The 14,877-nt window shown below is 60.9% G+C and carries 14 protein-coding genes; 4 read left to right on the forward strand and 10 right to left on the reverse strand.

From position 1 onward, the window contains the following. Nucleotides 1-20 precede the first annotated feature (20 nt). Complete coding sequence (locus tag D0544_RS11370; RefSeq protein ID WP_125016229.1) at nucleotides 21-1,754, forward strand: thiamine pyrophosphate-binding protein; 1,734 nt, start codon at nucleotides 21-23, stop codon at nucleotides 1,752-1,754. 21 nt (nucleotides 1,755-1,775) lie between these two features. On the opposite strand, the gene D0544_RS11375 is transcribed toward D0544_RS11370, so the two are convergent. Together D0544_RS11375 and D0544_RS11380 are read right to left on the reverse strand one after the other, a co-directional pair. After that, the gene (locus D0544_RS11375; RefSeq protein ID WP_125016231.1) at nucleotides 1,776-3,161 is read right to left on the reverse strand and encodes a phospholipase effector Tle1 domain-containing protein; all 1,386 of its coding nucleotides are present in this window, start codon (nucleotides 3,159-3,161) and stop codon (nucleotides 1,776-1,778) included. Between the two features lie 149 nt (nucleotides 3,162-3,310). Continuing rightward, nucleotides 3,311-4,177: a fructosamine kinase family protein gene (locus D0544_RS11380; RefSeq protein ID WP_125016233.1), complete on the reverse strand. Its 867-nt coding sequence runs from the start codon at nucleotides 4,175-4,177 to the stop codon at nucleotides 3,311-3,313. A gap of 159 nt (nucleotides 4,178-4,336) precedes the next feature. Here D0544_RS11380 and D0544_RS11385 point away from each other — a divergent pair, with 159 nt between their 5' ends. Beyond that, nucleotides 4,337-5,266, forward strand: coding sequence for a radical SAM protein (locus tag D0544_RS11385; protein WP_125016235.1), 930 nt, complete (start codon nucleotides 4,337-4,339; stop codon nucleotides 5,264-5,266). A 2-nt stretch (nucleotides 5,267-5,268) separates the two neighbouring features. Here D0544_RS11385 and D0544_RS11390 read toward each other — a convergent pair whose 3' ends face one another. From D0544_RS11390 to D0544_RS11410, 5 genes are all read right to left on the reverse strand, one after another. Continuing rightward, nucleotides 5,269-5,454 (reverse strand): hypothetical protein, encoded by a 186-nt coding sequence (locus D0544_RS11390; RefSeq protein ID WP_125016237.1) that lies wholly within the window; start codon nucleotides 5,452-5,454, stop codon nucleotides 5,269-5,271. Nucleotides 5,455-5,485: 31 nt separating this feature from the next. Then, nucleotides 5,486-7,321, reverse strand: a complete 1,836-nt coding sequence (locus tag D0544_RS11395; RefSeq protein WP_125016239.1) for an SLC13 family permease — start codon at nucleotides 7,319-7,321, stop codon at nucleotides 5,486-5,488. Nucleotides 7,322-7,399: 78 nt separating this feature from the next. Beyond that, complete coding sequence (locus tag D0544_RS11400) at nucleotides 7,400-7,867, reverse strand: thioesterase family protein (protein ID WP_125016241.1); 468 nt, start codon at nucleotides 7,865-7,867, stop codon at nucleotides 7,400-7,402. A gap of 29 nt (nucleotides 7,868-7,896) precedes the next feature. Next, nucleotides 7,897-8,550 carry an isoprenoid biosynthesis glyoxalase ElbB gene (gene elbB, locus D0544_RS11405; protein ID WP_125016243.1) on the reverse strand — a complete coding sequence of 218 codons (654 nt, stop codon included), beginning with the start codon at nucleotides 8,548-8,550 and terminating at the stop codon, nucleotides 7,897-7,899. A 17-nt stretch (nucleotides 8,551-8,567) separates the two neighbouring features. Next, nucleotides 8,568-9,404: a dienelactone hydrolase family protein gene (locus tag D0544_RS11410; RefSeq protein WP_125016245.1), complete on the reverse strand. Its 837-nt coding sequence runs from the start codon at nucleotides 9,402-9,404 to the stop codon at nucleotides 8,568-8,570. A 159-nt stretch (nucleotides 9,405-9,563) separates the two neighbouring features. Here D0544_RS11410 and D0544_RS11415 point away from each other — a divergent pair, with 159 nt between their 5' ends. Next, the gene (locus tag D0544_RS11415; RefSeq protein WP_207905864.1) at nucleotides 9,564-10,853 is read left to right on the forward strand and encodes a sterol desaturase family protein; all 1,290 of its coding nucleotides are present in this window, start codon (nucleotides 9,564-9,566) and stop codon (nucleotides 10,851-10,853) included. On the opposite strand, the gene D0544_RS11420 is transcribed toward D0544_RS11415, so the two are convergent. Beyond that, complete coding sequence (locus D0544_RS11420) at nucleotides 10,823-11,386, reverse strand: hemerythrin domain-containing protein (RefSeq protein ID WP_125016247.1); 564 nt, start codon at nucleotides 11,384-11,386, stop codon at nucleotides 10,823-10,825. The two genes, D0544_RS11415 and D0544_RS11420, sit on opposite strands and share 31 nt — an antisense overlap. A 221-nt stretch (nucleotides 11,387-11,607) precedes the next feature. Here D0544_RS11420 and D0544_RS17165 point away from each other — a divergent pair, with 221 nt between their 5' ends. Next, nucleotides 11,608-12,303, forward strand: coding sequence for a hypothetical protein (locus D0544_RS17165; RefSeq protein ID WP_207905865.1), 696 nt, complete (start codon nucleotides 11,608-11,610; stop codon nucleotides 12,301-12,303). Here D0544_RS17165 and D0544_RS11435 read toward each other — a convergent pair. Next, nucleotides 12,296-13,186, reverse strand: a complete 891-nt coding sequence (locus D0544_RS11435; RefSeq protein ID WP_125016253.1) for an SEL1-like repeat protein — start codon at nucleotides 13,184-13,186, stop codon at nucleotides 12,296-12,298. The two genes, D0544_RS17165 and D0544_RS11435, sit on opposite strands and share 8 nt — an antisense overlap. A gap of 93 nt (nucleotides 13,187-13,279) precedes the next feature. After that, entirely contained in the window at nucleotides 13,280-14,854 is a 1,575-nt protein-coding gene (locus tag D0544_RS11440; protein WP_125016255.1) for an AbgT family transporter, read from the reverse strand. Nucleotides 14,855-14,877 lie beyond the last annotated feature (23 nt).

Here is a 14,877-nt window from a genome sequence, read left to right on the forward strand (position 1 = left end):
ACCACAAACGGACAACAACAATGAAAAAAACTGGCGCCTGGTTAGCACGTTACGCCCTCGAACAGATCGGTGTTACCCACACTTTCGGTATTCCAGGGGTGCACAACACCGAACTCTACGACGAACTCAACAAATCCGAACAGGTCACCCCGGTGCTGGTAACCCACGAGGGGGGAGCGGCCTTTATGGCGGATGCCATCAGCCGCACTTCAGACCACATCGGTACCCTGTTGATCGTACCGGCTGCCGGGGTGACCCACGCAGCCAGCGGGATCGGCGAAGCCTTCCTCGATGGCATCCCCATGCTGGTGATCGCGGGCGGTATCCGCAGCGACTCCGATTACCGCTACCAACTGCACGAAATGGATCAGCACGCCCTGCTCGCCCCCATCACCAAGGGCACCTGGAAAGTCGCCACCCACGCCGAGGTAATCCCCACCCTCTATGAGGCCTACCGGGTCGCCACCAGCGGCGAGCCGGGACCGGTGTTTGTGGAGATCCCGGTTAACATCCAGCTGGACCAGGGGACAGTGGACTCACTGCCCGCATACCAGCCTGCCGAAGAAGCGTCTCCCCGTATCGACGACGCCGAGCTGGAGCGCGCGGCACAACTGCTGCTGCAGGCACGTCGGCCCGGGCTGTTTTTGGGGTGGGGCGCACTGGGGGCCAGCGAGCACAGCATCGCCATTGCCGAGCACCTTAACGCTCCGGTATGCACCACACTGCAGGGGCTCAGCGCCTTTCCGGCCAACCACCCGCTGCACACCGGCATGAGCTTCGGTCCCCACTCGGTGCCCGCCGCCGAAAAGGCCTTTGCCGAATGCGACTGCCTGTTGGCCGTAGGTACCCGCTTCGGGGAGATCGCCACCGGCAGCTACGGCATGCCCGTGCCCTCCCAACTGATTCATATCGACATCAACCCAGCGGTGCTTAATAACAACTTCCCCGCCACCGTTGCCCTTGAAGGGGATGCCAACGAACTGCTGGGGCGCCTGCGCCAGAAGCTGGAGGCGTTGCAGCCTCGCCCCGCCGAACCCTCCCTGCGTGACGCCATCGCGGCGGACAAACGCGCCTACCTGGAAGAGTGGTTTGCCCACAACAGCGGCGAGCGGGTCAACCCGGCCCGCTTCTTCAGCACCCTGCGCCAGCAGCTGCGGGATGACGCCTGGGTGGTGGCGGACGATGGTAACCACACCTTCCTCACCGCCGAATTAATGCCCATCCATGAAGTGGGGCACTTTATCTCCCCCACCGATTTCAACTGCATGGGCTATGCGGTCCCGGCCACCACTGCCACCAAGCTGGCCAACCCCGATCAGCAGGTGGTGGGCATCATTGGCGACGGCGCCTTTATGATGACCTGCATGGAACTGGTCACCGCCAACTCGCTGGGTACCGGCGCCCTCTATGTGGTGTTCAACGACGGTGAACTGTCGCAGATCGCACAGGCGCAACAGATCCCCTACAACCGCAAGACCTGCACCTTGCTGAAGGGGCTTAATCTGGCGGGGGTCGCACTGGCGACGGGAACCGAATACCTGGCCCTGAACAGCAACGAGGATATCGACTCGGTGCTGCAACAGGCGCTCGCTCTCTGCGACCAGGGGCGTCCTGTGGTGCTGGATGTGCGCATCGACTACAGCAAACCGACCCGCTTCACCGGGGGCGCCGTCAGTACCAACCTCAAGCGCATGCCACTCAATACCAAGGTGCGCATGATCAGTAGGGCGCTGTGGCGAAAGCTCACCGGCTAAGCCCGCCCACGGGTGCAGGGATCAAGCCGCAAAGGCGATCCCTGCACGTTCCTCGTGAACCCACATCACCCGGGCCCTGCGCCGTTCGGCATGGGCCTTTAGGCTGATCACCGAGCCTTCCCGCAACGGACCCTTACAGCGAATACCGAGCCCCGACTCGGACCGGTCAAGCACCAGGCACTCGTAATTCCCCCCCTCCAGGTTGAGCTCTGCCACATCCAGGCAGGACTCGCGCTCGCCTCGCCTTCGCTCGCTGTCGGGGTAGTAACGGGGGCTGTACTGGGGTTGATAGCCATAGGCGTAGCGCACCTGGCCACTGGCCAGCGCCTCCAGCAGGTTGGCGGGGCGGTAAAAGCCCGCTTTGACACCAATAACGGTATCCACACTGGGGTGTACCGCTTCCCCCAGAATCGGCTCCTTGCCCCGTTCAGCGCGCTGGCGGCTGCCTACCGCGCGGGACTCCGCATGCCAACCGATACGCTCCAGATAACGGTAGTATTGGCTGTAGGCCCGGGTCACCTGGGGCGAGTGTCCATTTTTTACGGTCTGGGATTCACTTTGCTGCTCCTGGCGGGTGATCCGGTACCGCAACCCTTGCAACGCCTCCGGTCGCAGGGCCAAACCGGCCTCTTGCGCCTCCTCCGCCATCCACAACAGGGATCGGTCCCCCAAATAGGGATCACCGTAGCCGCACACATCGGCATGACTGCCGGCAAACCAAAGTTGCTCTACCTCGGGGTGCTGGCCAGGTTCGCTGCCCAGGCTTAGCCAGGGCGCCACCTTGAAGGGGGCTCGCAGTTCATCCAGCGCCATCGCCTGGCGGGCTACGTGGACCGTCGGCACCATGGTCTGGCGCCCCAACCGCAGGCCAATGCGAGCCGAAAGACTCATGAACCCCGGCACCGGCACCCCCTCCGCTCCCAGGGTGTCCCACACCCCGAGCATGCGCACCTCGGGCAGCGCATTGTGGCGGTAACAGCTCTCGTAGGCGCTGCGCTCAGAATCGCGCAGGCCACGTTGCTGTTCGATCCGGTAGAGCCGGTACGCAGGGTAGGCCTGATCCCGTCGTTGCATCGGCAGCAAGCCGACCCGGTCAAGGAATCCACAAAGGTGACGGGCCACCCAGGCTCCCCGGCTGGCTCCAAAGCAGTAGATATGATCGCCTCTCTGGTAGTGGGTGATCAGGTAATCATAGGCGCGCAGCACCTGGCTCCTCACCCCCACCCCCAGCAGCGTGCGCCAGTGCAACGCCGAGTGGTGGTCACTGTCGTAGTAGACCAACTGGGTCGGCTCACCTTCATCGGGAGAGGTCACCATCTCCATCAGGCGCTGCAGGTTCCCCCTGGGGGACGGCCCCGCAGTATTCACCCAGCTGCCATCCAGAAAGAGTAAAATTCGCTTTGCCATAGACCCTCCTCCCGCCCGGGAGCCCAACTAAACACCCACCACCAAATCCAGAGTGATGCACTCTAGGTATAGTGCAGGGAGTCCCAGCCTTTACGATCGAATCTGAATTAGCTCTACGATTTTGATTCAAAGGGCTATATGGCGACCAGCTATGCCAACCGCTGGAGTATGCGCTGGGCCTGGGCCCGGTAATGACCGCCAAACAGGTTGAAGTGGTTGAGGACATGATAGAGCTGGTAGAGAGGTTCGCGCTCGGTGTAATCGGGCGCCAGCGGCCACTGCTCCTGATAGGCGCGGTAGAAGGACTCAGAAAAGCCGCCAAATAGCCGGCTCATGGCCAGGTCGGTCTCGCGGTCGCCGTAATAACTGGCGGGATCGAACAGGACCGGGTGCCCCTCGCGGGTCAGGGACGCATTGCCTGACCAGAGGTCCCCATGGAGCAGGGACGCTTCGGGTTGATGGCCGGCGAGCCGGTTCTCAACCCGCTTTATCCACCCCTCCGGGTCGCCCAGGCCGGCCCCTCGCTGGTTGGCGAGCACCAGTTGCGGGCCAATACGGCAACGGGCATAAAACTCGGCCCAGTTCTGGCTCCACCGGTTCAGCTGCGGTGTCAGGCCGATAAAATTATCCTCGGGCCACCCATAGTGCTCGTGGATGGCCTGCCGATGCAGCCGAGCGAGCGCTCGCCCCAGGACCTCACCGTTGCCCGGGCGCAGCGCCAGGTACTCCAGGAGCAAGTAGTTTTCACCCTGCCAGCGCTGGCAATGGAGTACGCTCGGGACACGGACCGCCCCACAGGCGCCCAGGGCTTCAAGGCTCCCTGCTTCGGTGTCAAAGTTGCGGTTGTCCCGATCCCGGTTGGTTTTCAGGAACGCCGTTCCGGGGGTGCCCTCCAGGCGCCAGGCCTGGTTGATGTCGCCACCGTTCACTGACACCACCGAGCGGATGTGAGCCCGCTCCCCCCAGGACTGCGACAGCCACTCTTCAAGGGTTCGAAGCTGCGCTGTCGTCAGCATGGCAGGCCTCCCGCCAACCGCACAGGAGCGGGCATCAGCGCGGGGTGAGTGACGCTGCCCACAAATTCAGGCAGGATTACTTGAAAGCTTATGATCGCTTGCACGGTCCTATAACCCAAGCAGCAAATACCGCACGCACCAGAGGGGTCTTTTCGCGTTATGCAGATGATCAACGTCGTCAACTCCGATGATCTGGATAGTTGGAACTATACCGCAAACGGCGACCGCCGAGGCTACATTGAGCCCCATCGCCTCAAGGAGCTCTGGTTTCATACCGGCACCGCGTGCAACCTGTCCTGCAATTTTTGCCTGGAAGGGTCGGGGCCAGCTGACACACGCATCGAGCTGATCAAGCTGGAGGAGGTACGCCCTTATATTGACGAAGCGGTGGAGCTGGGGGTCGAGCAGTTCTCCTTTACCGGTGGCGAGCCCTTTGTCGCCCGTGAGATCATCAAGGTGCTGCAATACGCGGCGAACCATCGCCCCTGCCTGGTACTGACCAACGCCACGGACCCCCTGCACCAGCGCCGGGAACAGCTGAAACAACTGCTCGCCTGCAACCACCCGGTCTCCTTTCGTGTCAGCCTCGATTACCCGGAACCGGCCGCCCACGACGCCGGCCGGGGAGAGGGTAGCTTCCAGCAAGCTCTGCAGGGGATGAAATTGCTACAGGAGCTGGGTTTTCACCTCTCAGTCGCTCGCCAGATGAGGGCCGGTGAAGAGAGTGGCGCCGTGGAAAAGCAGTATCGACAGCTGTTTATCGAGCAGGGGCTGGATCCGGACCTGCGCCTGGTCGCCTTTCCCGACTTCCTGCCACCGGGGTCCCACGCCGATGTGCCCGACATCACCGAGCACTGTATGACCCACTACCAGAACGAAGAGAGTCGACGCCAGTTTATGTGTGCGTTCAGCAAGATGATCGTCAAGAAGCGCGGCCAGCTGGGGGTCTACGCCTGCACCCTGGTGGACGATGACGACGACTACAACCAGGGCAGAAGCCTGCGGGAGGCGTTGAGTCAGCGGGTCAGCATGAAACATCACCGCTGTTTCAGCTGCTTCTCCCTGGGATCCTCCTGCAGCGAGATCTGAGCCTACTCCTCTTTCTCGCTCCTTTCCCGCTTTCCATCGGCAGCGGGTACTCCCTCGACAAAGGGACAGCCCCGCGGGCTATTGCCCTCGATATAGCGTACCCGGTGGCGCGCCTGTCCGCGCCCGCTGGAGACCCGGTAACGACGCCCATCGCTGTGGGGGCTTTGCTCTTCTCGCTCAGAGGCCATCGATCTACCGTCCCTTCTCTCCTGATTATTCCTAAACCGCCGCAAAGGGAAACACCCAGGGCACCGCCACCATAGCCACCCCCAGTGCCAGCAACTGCAGCGGTACGCCCACCTTCACGAAATCGATAAAGCGGTAGTTCCCAGGCGCCAGCACCAGGGTGTTGACCGGCGAGGCGATAGGGGTACAAAAGGCGGTGGAGGCGGCGATCGCCACCATCATCATAAAGGGTGCCGGGCTCAGCCCCAGCCCCTGGGCCGTGGCCAATGCAATAGGGCCCACCAGTACGGTAGTAGCGGTATTGGAGATAAACTGGCTGAACAGGGAGGTCAGCAAAAACAGCACCAGACAGACCAGCAGCGGCGAACTCTCCCCCAAGTGGTTGATCAGCTGGTCGGCCAGTAGCCCCAGCGCCCCGGTTTTATCCATCGCCAGGGCCAGCGGCAGCATGCCTGCGATCAGCACCAGGCTCATGGCATTGAAGGAGCGGTAGGCTTCCGGCAAAGTGACACAGCCGCTGGCCACCATCGCTACGGCCGCCAGCAGAATAGCGCTGAGGCTGGGCAGCCAGCCAGCCACCATGGCCACCAACATTCCGACCATGATGGCCAGCGCCAGGGGGGCCTTGGCGGCGCGGGTGGGCACCTCATTCACCTCGGCGGGGGTGTCGATCACCACAAAGTCGCTATTGCTCCTCAGGGCTTCAATAAAACTCCAGCCGCCCAGCAACAGCAGGGTGTCTCCGGCCTGCAGGGTTTCGCCGTTGAACTGCGCCGTCACCGGTTCATTATTGCGCTTCATGCCGATCACACTGAGGTGGTATTGCTCGCGGAAGCGGCCCGACTTGATGGTTTTTCCCAGCAGCCGTGACTGTGGATAGACCAACACCTCAGCCACCCCAAACTCCTTGCGGGCGCGCTCGCGCTCCACTTCGGGGAACCCCATTTCGGCGCAGCGTTGCTGGTCGCAAAAGCGCAGAATATCCGCCAGTTCACCGTAGACCATCAGGTAGTCACCGTTTTCTATGCGGGTTTCCGCCAATACCGGCAACATGCTCGACAGCAGCTTCCCCCGCCGACGGATACCGTAGAGGGTGATCTCATACTGGGTGCGCACGCCCGCTTCGACCACGGTCTTGCCGATCAGCGGTGAGCCCGACAGTACCTGCAGGCGATAGAGGTGGTTCTCAATACCGTAGCGCTCGGCAAAGTCGCTCAGGCGCCGCAGGGGGGTGTGGGGGCCATCCGCCTCAGTAGCACCGGCGGGCAGCAAGCGGCGCCCCACCAACACCAGATAGGCTAATCCCACCAGCAGAATCAACAGACCAATGGGAGTGAAATCGAAGAACCCGAACCCCTCCAGACCCGCCTCCGTCATCAAGCCACTGACCACTATATTGGGCGGGGTCCCGATCAGGGTGAGCATCCCCCCAATCAGGGAGGCGAACGCCAGCGGCATCAACAGACGGGAAGGGCTCATACCGGTGCTGCGGGCAATGCTCATCACCACCGGGATAAAGAGGGCGACCGCACCGGTGGAACTCATAAAAGCGGAAAGCAGCGCCACCACAGGGATCAACAGGAGCAGGAGTCGTTGCTCGTTGCGGCCACCCACTCGCAGGATCCATTGCCCGGTGGCGGCGGCCACGCCGGTTCGGAACAGGGCTTCACCCACCACGAACAGGGCCGCGATCATCACCACAATGCTGTTACCAAATCCGGATACCGCCTGGGCAGGGGTGATGATGCCCGACAGCGCCAACACCAGCACCACGCCCAGTGCCACCAGGTCCATCCGTATGCGGTCCCAGATAAAGAGTGCTACGGTAATCGCCAGCACCCCAAAAACAAACCCTATCTCTGCGTTCACCCTAATGCCTCACCGCGCTGTTCCCTGTCGATTCACGGGTCCCTGGCGGCTGAAGTTCGGCCCCGTGTTGATCTCCCTCTAGCCGCAGAGGTAGGTGCCGGTGCCCACCGCACAGAGCTCGCCCTGGTCGTTAAAAAACTCGGCCCGGGTCACAGCAACCTTATTACCTGCCCGCAAGAGGGTGGCAGTCACATCGAAGCGCTCCCCCCGGCCCGGGCGGAGATAATCGATCCTGAGGTCAATGGTACCGATCTTGGAGAGTCGCAATACCCGCTCTTCCAACGGCAGGTGTTCCAGGTTACGGAAGGCTCCCACCAGGGACATGGCGCCACCGGCCACATCGATCATGGAGGAGATTACCCCCCCGTGCAGGATACCGGTAATAAAGTTCCCCACCAGATCGGGCCGCATCGGCAGCGTCAGGCAGACCTTATCCGGCGTGATCTCGGTCAGGGTAAAACCCACCAGCTTATTGAAAGGTACCCGGTTCATAAAATCGATTACGGCCTGCCGGATCTCCGGCAGGAACTCATCTACTTCGCTCATCCATTTTCCTCACAGCAGGGCGACGCAGACTACGCCAGCTCCAGAACCTTGTCGACCAGTTTATTGATCCCGCTGGCCGCTTCGGTGATCCTGCCAGCCAACATATACGCCGGCGTGCTGACCAGCTTGAACTGTTGGTCGACCACAATGCCATCGACACCGCACTCCCGATGGACTGCTCCCGTAGCCTCGACCGTACTGGCGGTATCGGCATCGTTGCCGATGGTGCAAGTCACTCCCTGGCCAAACAATTTGCCCGCCATCGCCGGGGCGATACAGATCAGGCCTATCGGTTTGCCGCCATCGCAAAACGCCTTCACCACGCGTTGCAACACCGGCAATACGCTTAACTGCTGCCCCTTGAAGGCAAAATCGGAGAGATTTTTCGCTGCTCCGAAGCCTCCCGGAATAATCAATGCCTCAAACAGCTCGACATCCAGCTGGTCGAGGGGCTTGATCTTTCCACGCGCCAGGCGGGCGGCTTCAACCAAGACGTTGCGCTCCTCACTCATCGGCTCACCGGTCAGGTGGTTGATCACATGGTGCTGGGGTATATCCGGTGCAAAACACTGGTAGCTGCTGCCGCTGCTGTCCAGCCGCAACAGGGTGATCACGGTCTCGTAAATCTCGGAGCCGTCAAACACCCCGCACCCCGACAACACCACCGCCACTCTTTTGCTCATGTCACACTCCTCCCTTTTTACTGTTGAAAATGGCGCGCCAGAAACTGCGCCACCCGAGCCAGGGCCTGCTCCGCCACCAGGGGGTCATAGCGGCTCTGGCTGCCCTCACCGTCAAAAACATGATCAGCCGCCGGGTAGAGCTCATACTCCAGTGCCGCACCGCCGACCTGCTGGCGATCAAACAGGCTCAGGCAAGCCTGCACATCCACCACCGAATCCTGGCCGGCCAGCAAGCCCAGCACCGGTACCGATACCTGCCAGCCGGTAGCGAAGTGCGCCGGAAACTCACAGTAAGGGTAGTAGGCAACCACCGCCTTCACACCAAGCAACCCATCCGGCTGTGGCTCAAGGGCCCCCATCGGCCGCTTGTCCCCATAGGCCAGCGCATCGAGCACCGTCCAGCCACCATGGGAATAGCCCATCAGAGCCATCCGCTGCGGGTCTACCTGGGGCCGGGTTCGCAGGTAGGCCAGCGCAGCATGCACATCATTGACCCGCTGGTTACCCCAGAGGCGATGGCCCGAGCACACCTCATCTGCCCTTAAACCTCGCCCGGAGTAACTGTCGACCAACAGAGCGACGTAACCCTGCTGATTAAGCCATGTCGCCCGCGACAGCGACAGCCCGGGCTCGGGCCCTGCACAGCCGTGAAACACCGCGACCGCTGGAAAGGGGCCCTCCCCACTGGGTGTAAACAGCTGGTAATAGGGCTCCAGCTGCTCCGCGACCTGAGCCAGGCTTTGCGGCGCCACAAACAGCGCGTGGCGGTAAGGCCAGAGGCCGACCACCGCCGCCACCAGCAGCATCGCCACCAGCAACAGTGTTCCCTTCCAGAACCCAAGCCTTCTCTTCATGTGCGTCCTCTCCCTGTGCTGTCGTTATCCGAGAGCCCCTGAGACGGCTTGTGACTACCAACCCAGGCTCTGATGACGCTAACATATCCCCCAGATCGAGTGGAAGGCTGCCTACCCGAGCGGCCTGCACAATAAAAACAGCGGTATCATGAGAGCACTATGAACAGCGACGCGCAGATGAACTACATCGTCTATGCCATCCCGGTTTTCTTCGGGCTGATTTTTATCGAGCTACTGGCGGGCTGGTGGCGCGGACGCGACTACTACCGCGTCAACGATGGCATTAACAGCCTCAGTGCCGGGATGCTCAGCATCACCACCGGGGTGCTCAGTAAAGCCGCCACTCTGGGGATCTATGTGTTTGCCTACGAGCAGTGGCGGCTTTCGAGCCTCGGCAGCGACCAACTCTGGGTATGGGCACTGGCCTTTATCCTCTACGACCTCTGCTACTACTGGGCTCACCGCCTCGGCCACGAGATAAACATCCTCTGGGCCGCGCACCTGGTGCACCACCAGAGCGAAGAGTACAACCTGACCACTGCGCTGCGACAAACCAGCACCGGGTTTATCTTTGGCTGGATCTTCTACCTGCCCCTGGCGCTGGCGGGATTTCCGCCCCTGGTTTTTGCCACCGTGGCAGCCATCAACCTGCTCTACCAGTTTTGGGTCCACACCCGCCACATTCCCAAACTTGGTCCGCTGGAGTGGATCTTCGTGACCCCCTCCAACCACCGGGTACACCACGCTCAAAATCCGCGCTATCTGGACCATAACTACGGCGGGGTCTTTATCCTGTGGGACCGCCTGCTCGGCACTTTTGCCGAAGAGCGTGAAGAGGAAACCATCATCTATGGGGTGCGCAAACCCCTGGCCAGCTGGAACCCCCTTTGGGCCAACTTACAGCACTACGCCCAGATGCTCGAGGATGCTCGCCACGCCAGCCGCTGGCAGGATCGGATGGGTATCTGGTTCCGCCGAACCGGGTGGCGCCCCGCCGATGTGGCCGAACGCTACCCGCTCACCCGGACCGACCTCGACCACTTCACCCCCTTTGATATCAAAATCCCCGCTGCCCTCAAGGCCTATGTGCTGTTCCAGTTTGCACTGATGATCGGCTTCACTACCTGGATCATGGCGATCAGCCACCTGCACCCGCTGTGGTTTACGGCACTACTGACCCTGCTACAGGGCTATAGCCTGTTCTCTATCGGTTACATGCTCGAGGGTAAGACGGGCTTTGTTCCGCACGAGAAGTGGCGCATGGCGCTGAGTGCCGCTACAGCCCTGCTGCTGGTAGCGCTGGAACAGATCCAGCTGACCACCAGCGGGTGGATGGGGCTGCTCGGCTATTTTGTCTTTTCAAGCTTCTGGCTGACCCGCCTCGAACAGGGGCTCGCTATTCGCTCAACTCCCCCCCCTCAGGCACTGGACTCGGTATCCACCAAGTAGCGATATAGCTCTTCATACTGGGCCATTAACTGGCCCCCAAACAGGGGATCGGGGCGCGCATCCAGTTCAATCCGGATCTGTTCCAGCGCCTGTGGGCTCAGGTAGCGCTCAATGGCGGGAATCAGGTAGCGATTTTCACAGGCCATATGCTCCGCAATCAGCTCATCGTAAGCCTTAAAGTCGGCCAGCAGCCGCTCAACGGGCACCGCCTGGTCATTCGCTACTGCATGGAAGTCCGCCTGCAAACGACTCGACGCCTGCTGCAGCTGCTGGTGCTGCACGCCTATCCGCTGCAACATCGTTTTAAGCTCGGCGTCCTCTATATGGGGGACCATCTGCTCATAGATCCGCTCTTCGAGCGGATGGTGAAAGGCCTCTGGATAGTTCTGGATATACTCCATCGCATCCAAAATCAGCCCCATGTTGGGTGGGTCATCGCCCCCCGAAAAGCTATACATCTCACGGCGCAGGTAACCCAGTACCCGCTCAAGATGCTTGTGGTCTGTAATCAACCGTGCAATCAGTTGCTGCATCACCTAACTCCCGACAGCTATGGCTGTCTCCCATAGGGTTCCTATAGCCTCAGTCTGGTCTCCAACTCGCGCTCCCGCCAATTTCCCCGTGGCGGATCGTTGACGACTATCAACAAAACCATGGTTTACCACCTATCGTCGCTGAATGGGGACTACGTCAACTTTCTCAGATTCAAATCGTCTACACTTTAACCACTAAACACAGCATTAAGGTGACCGCCATGACTCGCCCCCACAAACTCCAACAGATCTCCTTAAGCCTCCTGCTGGGTGCCACCTTGCTGGCAGCCCCGCTCGCTGCTCCCCTGTTTGACCTGCCCTCCAGTGCCCAGGCCTTTGCCAAGGGTGGTAATGGCGGAGGTAATGGCGGAGGTAATGGTGGGGGTAATGGCGAAGGCAACGGCGGAAGCAAGTCGGAAGGCAAAAGCAACAACGGCATGGGCAATGCCTATGGGCACACAAAGGGCGTTGACGGAAAAGACAAAGGCAGCAAAGGGCTGGGTAATAACCACGGGGCTGTGGCCAGTTCTCTGGGGCGCCTGAACGCCGCTCACGCATCGGCAACGGCACGGGCCAACGCTTCACCCAATTCAGCGGTCGGTCGAATCGCAGCCTATGAAGCGGCCGTCAATGAAGCGCTCTCGCTGAATGAGGCTTATCAGAGCCAGCAGAGCAACATTGAAGCACTGGAGACCGCGCTCAATGACCTGAAAAACGACCCCAACGCCACGCAGGAGGCGATAGACACCGCCCAGACAGCGCTGGATGAAGCGGTCGCAGAAGCCGAGACCAACGGGCTGGCCGACTCCATCGCGGCGGCTGATGAGGCGTCTATGGAAGCGTTGGCCGCCGCCGCCAACAAAGAAGTTGACGACAGCGTTGTGTCAGCGGTGAACGACCTGCTGGGTATCAATTAAGCAGCGGCTGCCAAAAATAGAGGTCTCGCAGTTGGTTCAGCGTGGCCTCATCCACCTCCCCACTTACGGCTATCCCGGCGTCGCCCTGAAACTGCATCAGGGCGGCGCCTGTTTTTGTCCCCAACAGCCCATCCACCGCCCCAGGGTTATAACCCTTTTCCGTTAACCGCTGCTGAACAAAGAGTCGAGTCGGAAGATTGTTGAGCCCCTCATTGTAGGGCAGCGACTTGCGTGCTTCAGCCTGGGCCTGGGCACGCTGGGCTGCATTCATCCCTTTGGCCAGTGACCGCCGCACCTCCGCCGCTTCGGCCAGCTTCTGGTTGTCAGCCCGGATCAACCAGCTCAACCCCCGCACCGTGTCCTGGGGCAGGCCGAGCCCCTGGCTCCAGGCGATGCCGTAGGCAAACTGCGCACGAGCGTGCCCCTGGTACGCAGCCATACCGATCCAGCGTGCTCCCCAGGCAGCATCCTTAGCGCCTCCCAGACCATCCAGATACAGCTTACCCAGTTGATATTGTGCGCGAGCGTAACCGCCCTCTGCTGCCTTCAGCAGCCAGCGCCGCGCTTCGGCGTAATCCACCTGGACACCACGGCCTGTATAGAAACTCATGCCCACCATGTAGGACCCGGGTACGGATCCGTAACGAGCCGCCTCGCGATAGTGCTTTAACGCCAATCCGTAATCCTGCTCCACACCCGCGCCCACACTGTAGCGCGCCCCCTCTTGGTAGGCTGCCTCTGCCTTGGCGGCATCGGGGGGAGGGGCGACCAGCTGACTGACCGGTGCACAGCCGGCTATCAATAGCACCAAAGGCAACAGCAGCGCCCGATAGCCTGCTCTCAACGCCGCCACCGATCGTAGGTTCGCCTGTAACCACTCCATTGATCTTTAACCTCCTGAGGTAACCGCACCCTAGCGTTAACCATTACACAGGGCGGCAGGGATCGCCACCCCCTCTATCTTAACCAGCGCGGCTCAGGGGGCCGGATAGCTATAGGGTGCCTGCAAACCCAAGGGAAAACCCAGCGCCCAGTAGGCCAACAAAAACAGTGGCCAGAACGCAAGAAAGGTCACGGAGTAGGGCAGCATCATTGACACCAGGGTTCCCACACCGGTTGATTTGACGTAGCGCTGGCAGTAAACCACCACCAGCGGGAAGTAGACCATCAGCGGGGTAATGATATTGGAAGCCGAGTCTCCAACCCGGTAGGCGGCCTGGGTCAGTTCCGGTGAGATGCCTACCGCCATCAACATGGGTACCAGCACCGGCCCGATCAGCGCCCACTTGGCGGATGCAGAGCCTACGATCAGGTTCACCAGGGCCACCAGAAAGATCAGCCCGACGACGGTCACTCCCCCTGACAGCTGCAGGGACTTGAGCAGATCGGCTCCGCTTAGGGCGATCACAGCCCCCAGATTGGAGTCCGCAAAGGCTTTGATAAAGAGGGCACAAAAGAACGCCATGACCATGTAGGAGCCCATGGTGTTCATGGTGTTGCTCATCGCCTCGATGACATCGGAGCCTCGTTTGAATTTCCCGGAACAAAAGCCATACACCACCCCCGGCAGCACAAACAGCAGGAAGATCAAGGGCACAATGGACTTCATAAGCGGCGCAGAGAAGGCCGTCAGCTCACCGGCGGGGGAGCGCAGGGGGGAGTCGTCGGGCCAAGCAGCCAGCACCAGTAGGCCGATGCCGACGACCATGGAGGCCAACGCCCAGTGGAAGGCCCGCCCTTCACGCGCGCTGTAGTGGCTCAGCGAATCGCCCTCCCGGGCCTCTTCATCGATCTCCACCCGGGCCAGTCTGGGCTCTACCACTTTCTCCGTGACATACCAGCCCAGCAGTACGATCAACAGGGAGGAGGCACCGGTAAAGAACAGATTACTAAGGGGGTTTACCTGATAGCTCGGGTCCAGGATCTGCGCCGCCGACTGGGTAAAACCCTGCAGTAAGGGATCGATCCCCGATGGGATAAAGTTGGCCGCAAAGCCCCCCGACACCCCGGCAAAGGCGGCGGCAATCCCGGCCAGGGGGTGGCGTCCCGCTGCCTGGAAAATAATGGCGCCCAAGGGGATGACCAGCACATACCCCGCATCGGCAGCCGTGTGGCTGACGATGGCGACCAAAATCAGCATGGGTGTCAGGAAGCGTGGCGAGGTCACCCCCAGCAGCTTTTTGAGCCCCGTGTTAATAAAGCCGGACTGCTCGGCAACCCCCACGCCCAGCATCGCAACCAGCACGATGCCCAGGGGGGCAAAACTGGTAAAGGTGGTCACCATTGAGGAGAGAAAGTCTGCCAGTCTCTCCCCGGTCAGCAGATTACTGACCTGGACCGCCTCGCCGGTGGCCGGGTGGATCAGCTCGAAGTTGAACTGCGAAAAGAGCGCGGAGAGGATCCACACGCAGATCATCGCCATCAGGAAGAGAATGGCAGGGTCCGGCAGTTTGTTACCCGCATATTCGATGGCATTCAGAAAGCGTTCGATACGTGGTGAGGGAGAAGCCGTAGTAGGCGCAACGGCCTGATTCAATTCGGTGGTGTTCATGGTCTCTCCAACTGAGAGGCATC

It is taken from the genome of Aestuariirhabdus litorea (assembly GCF_003864255.1).
GTDB classification, from domain to species: Bacteria; Pseudomonadota; Gammaproteobacteria; order Pseudomonadales; family Aestuariirhabdaceae; genus Aestuariirhabdus; species Aestuariirhabdus litorea.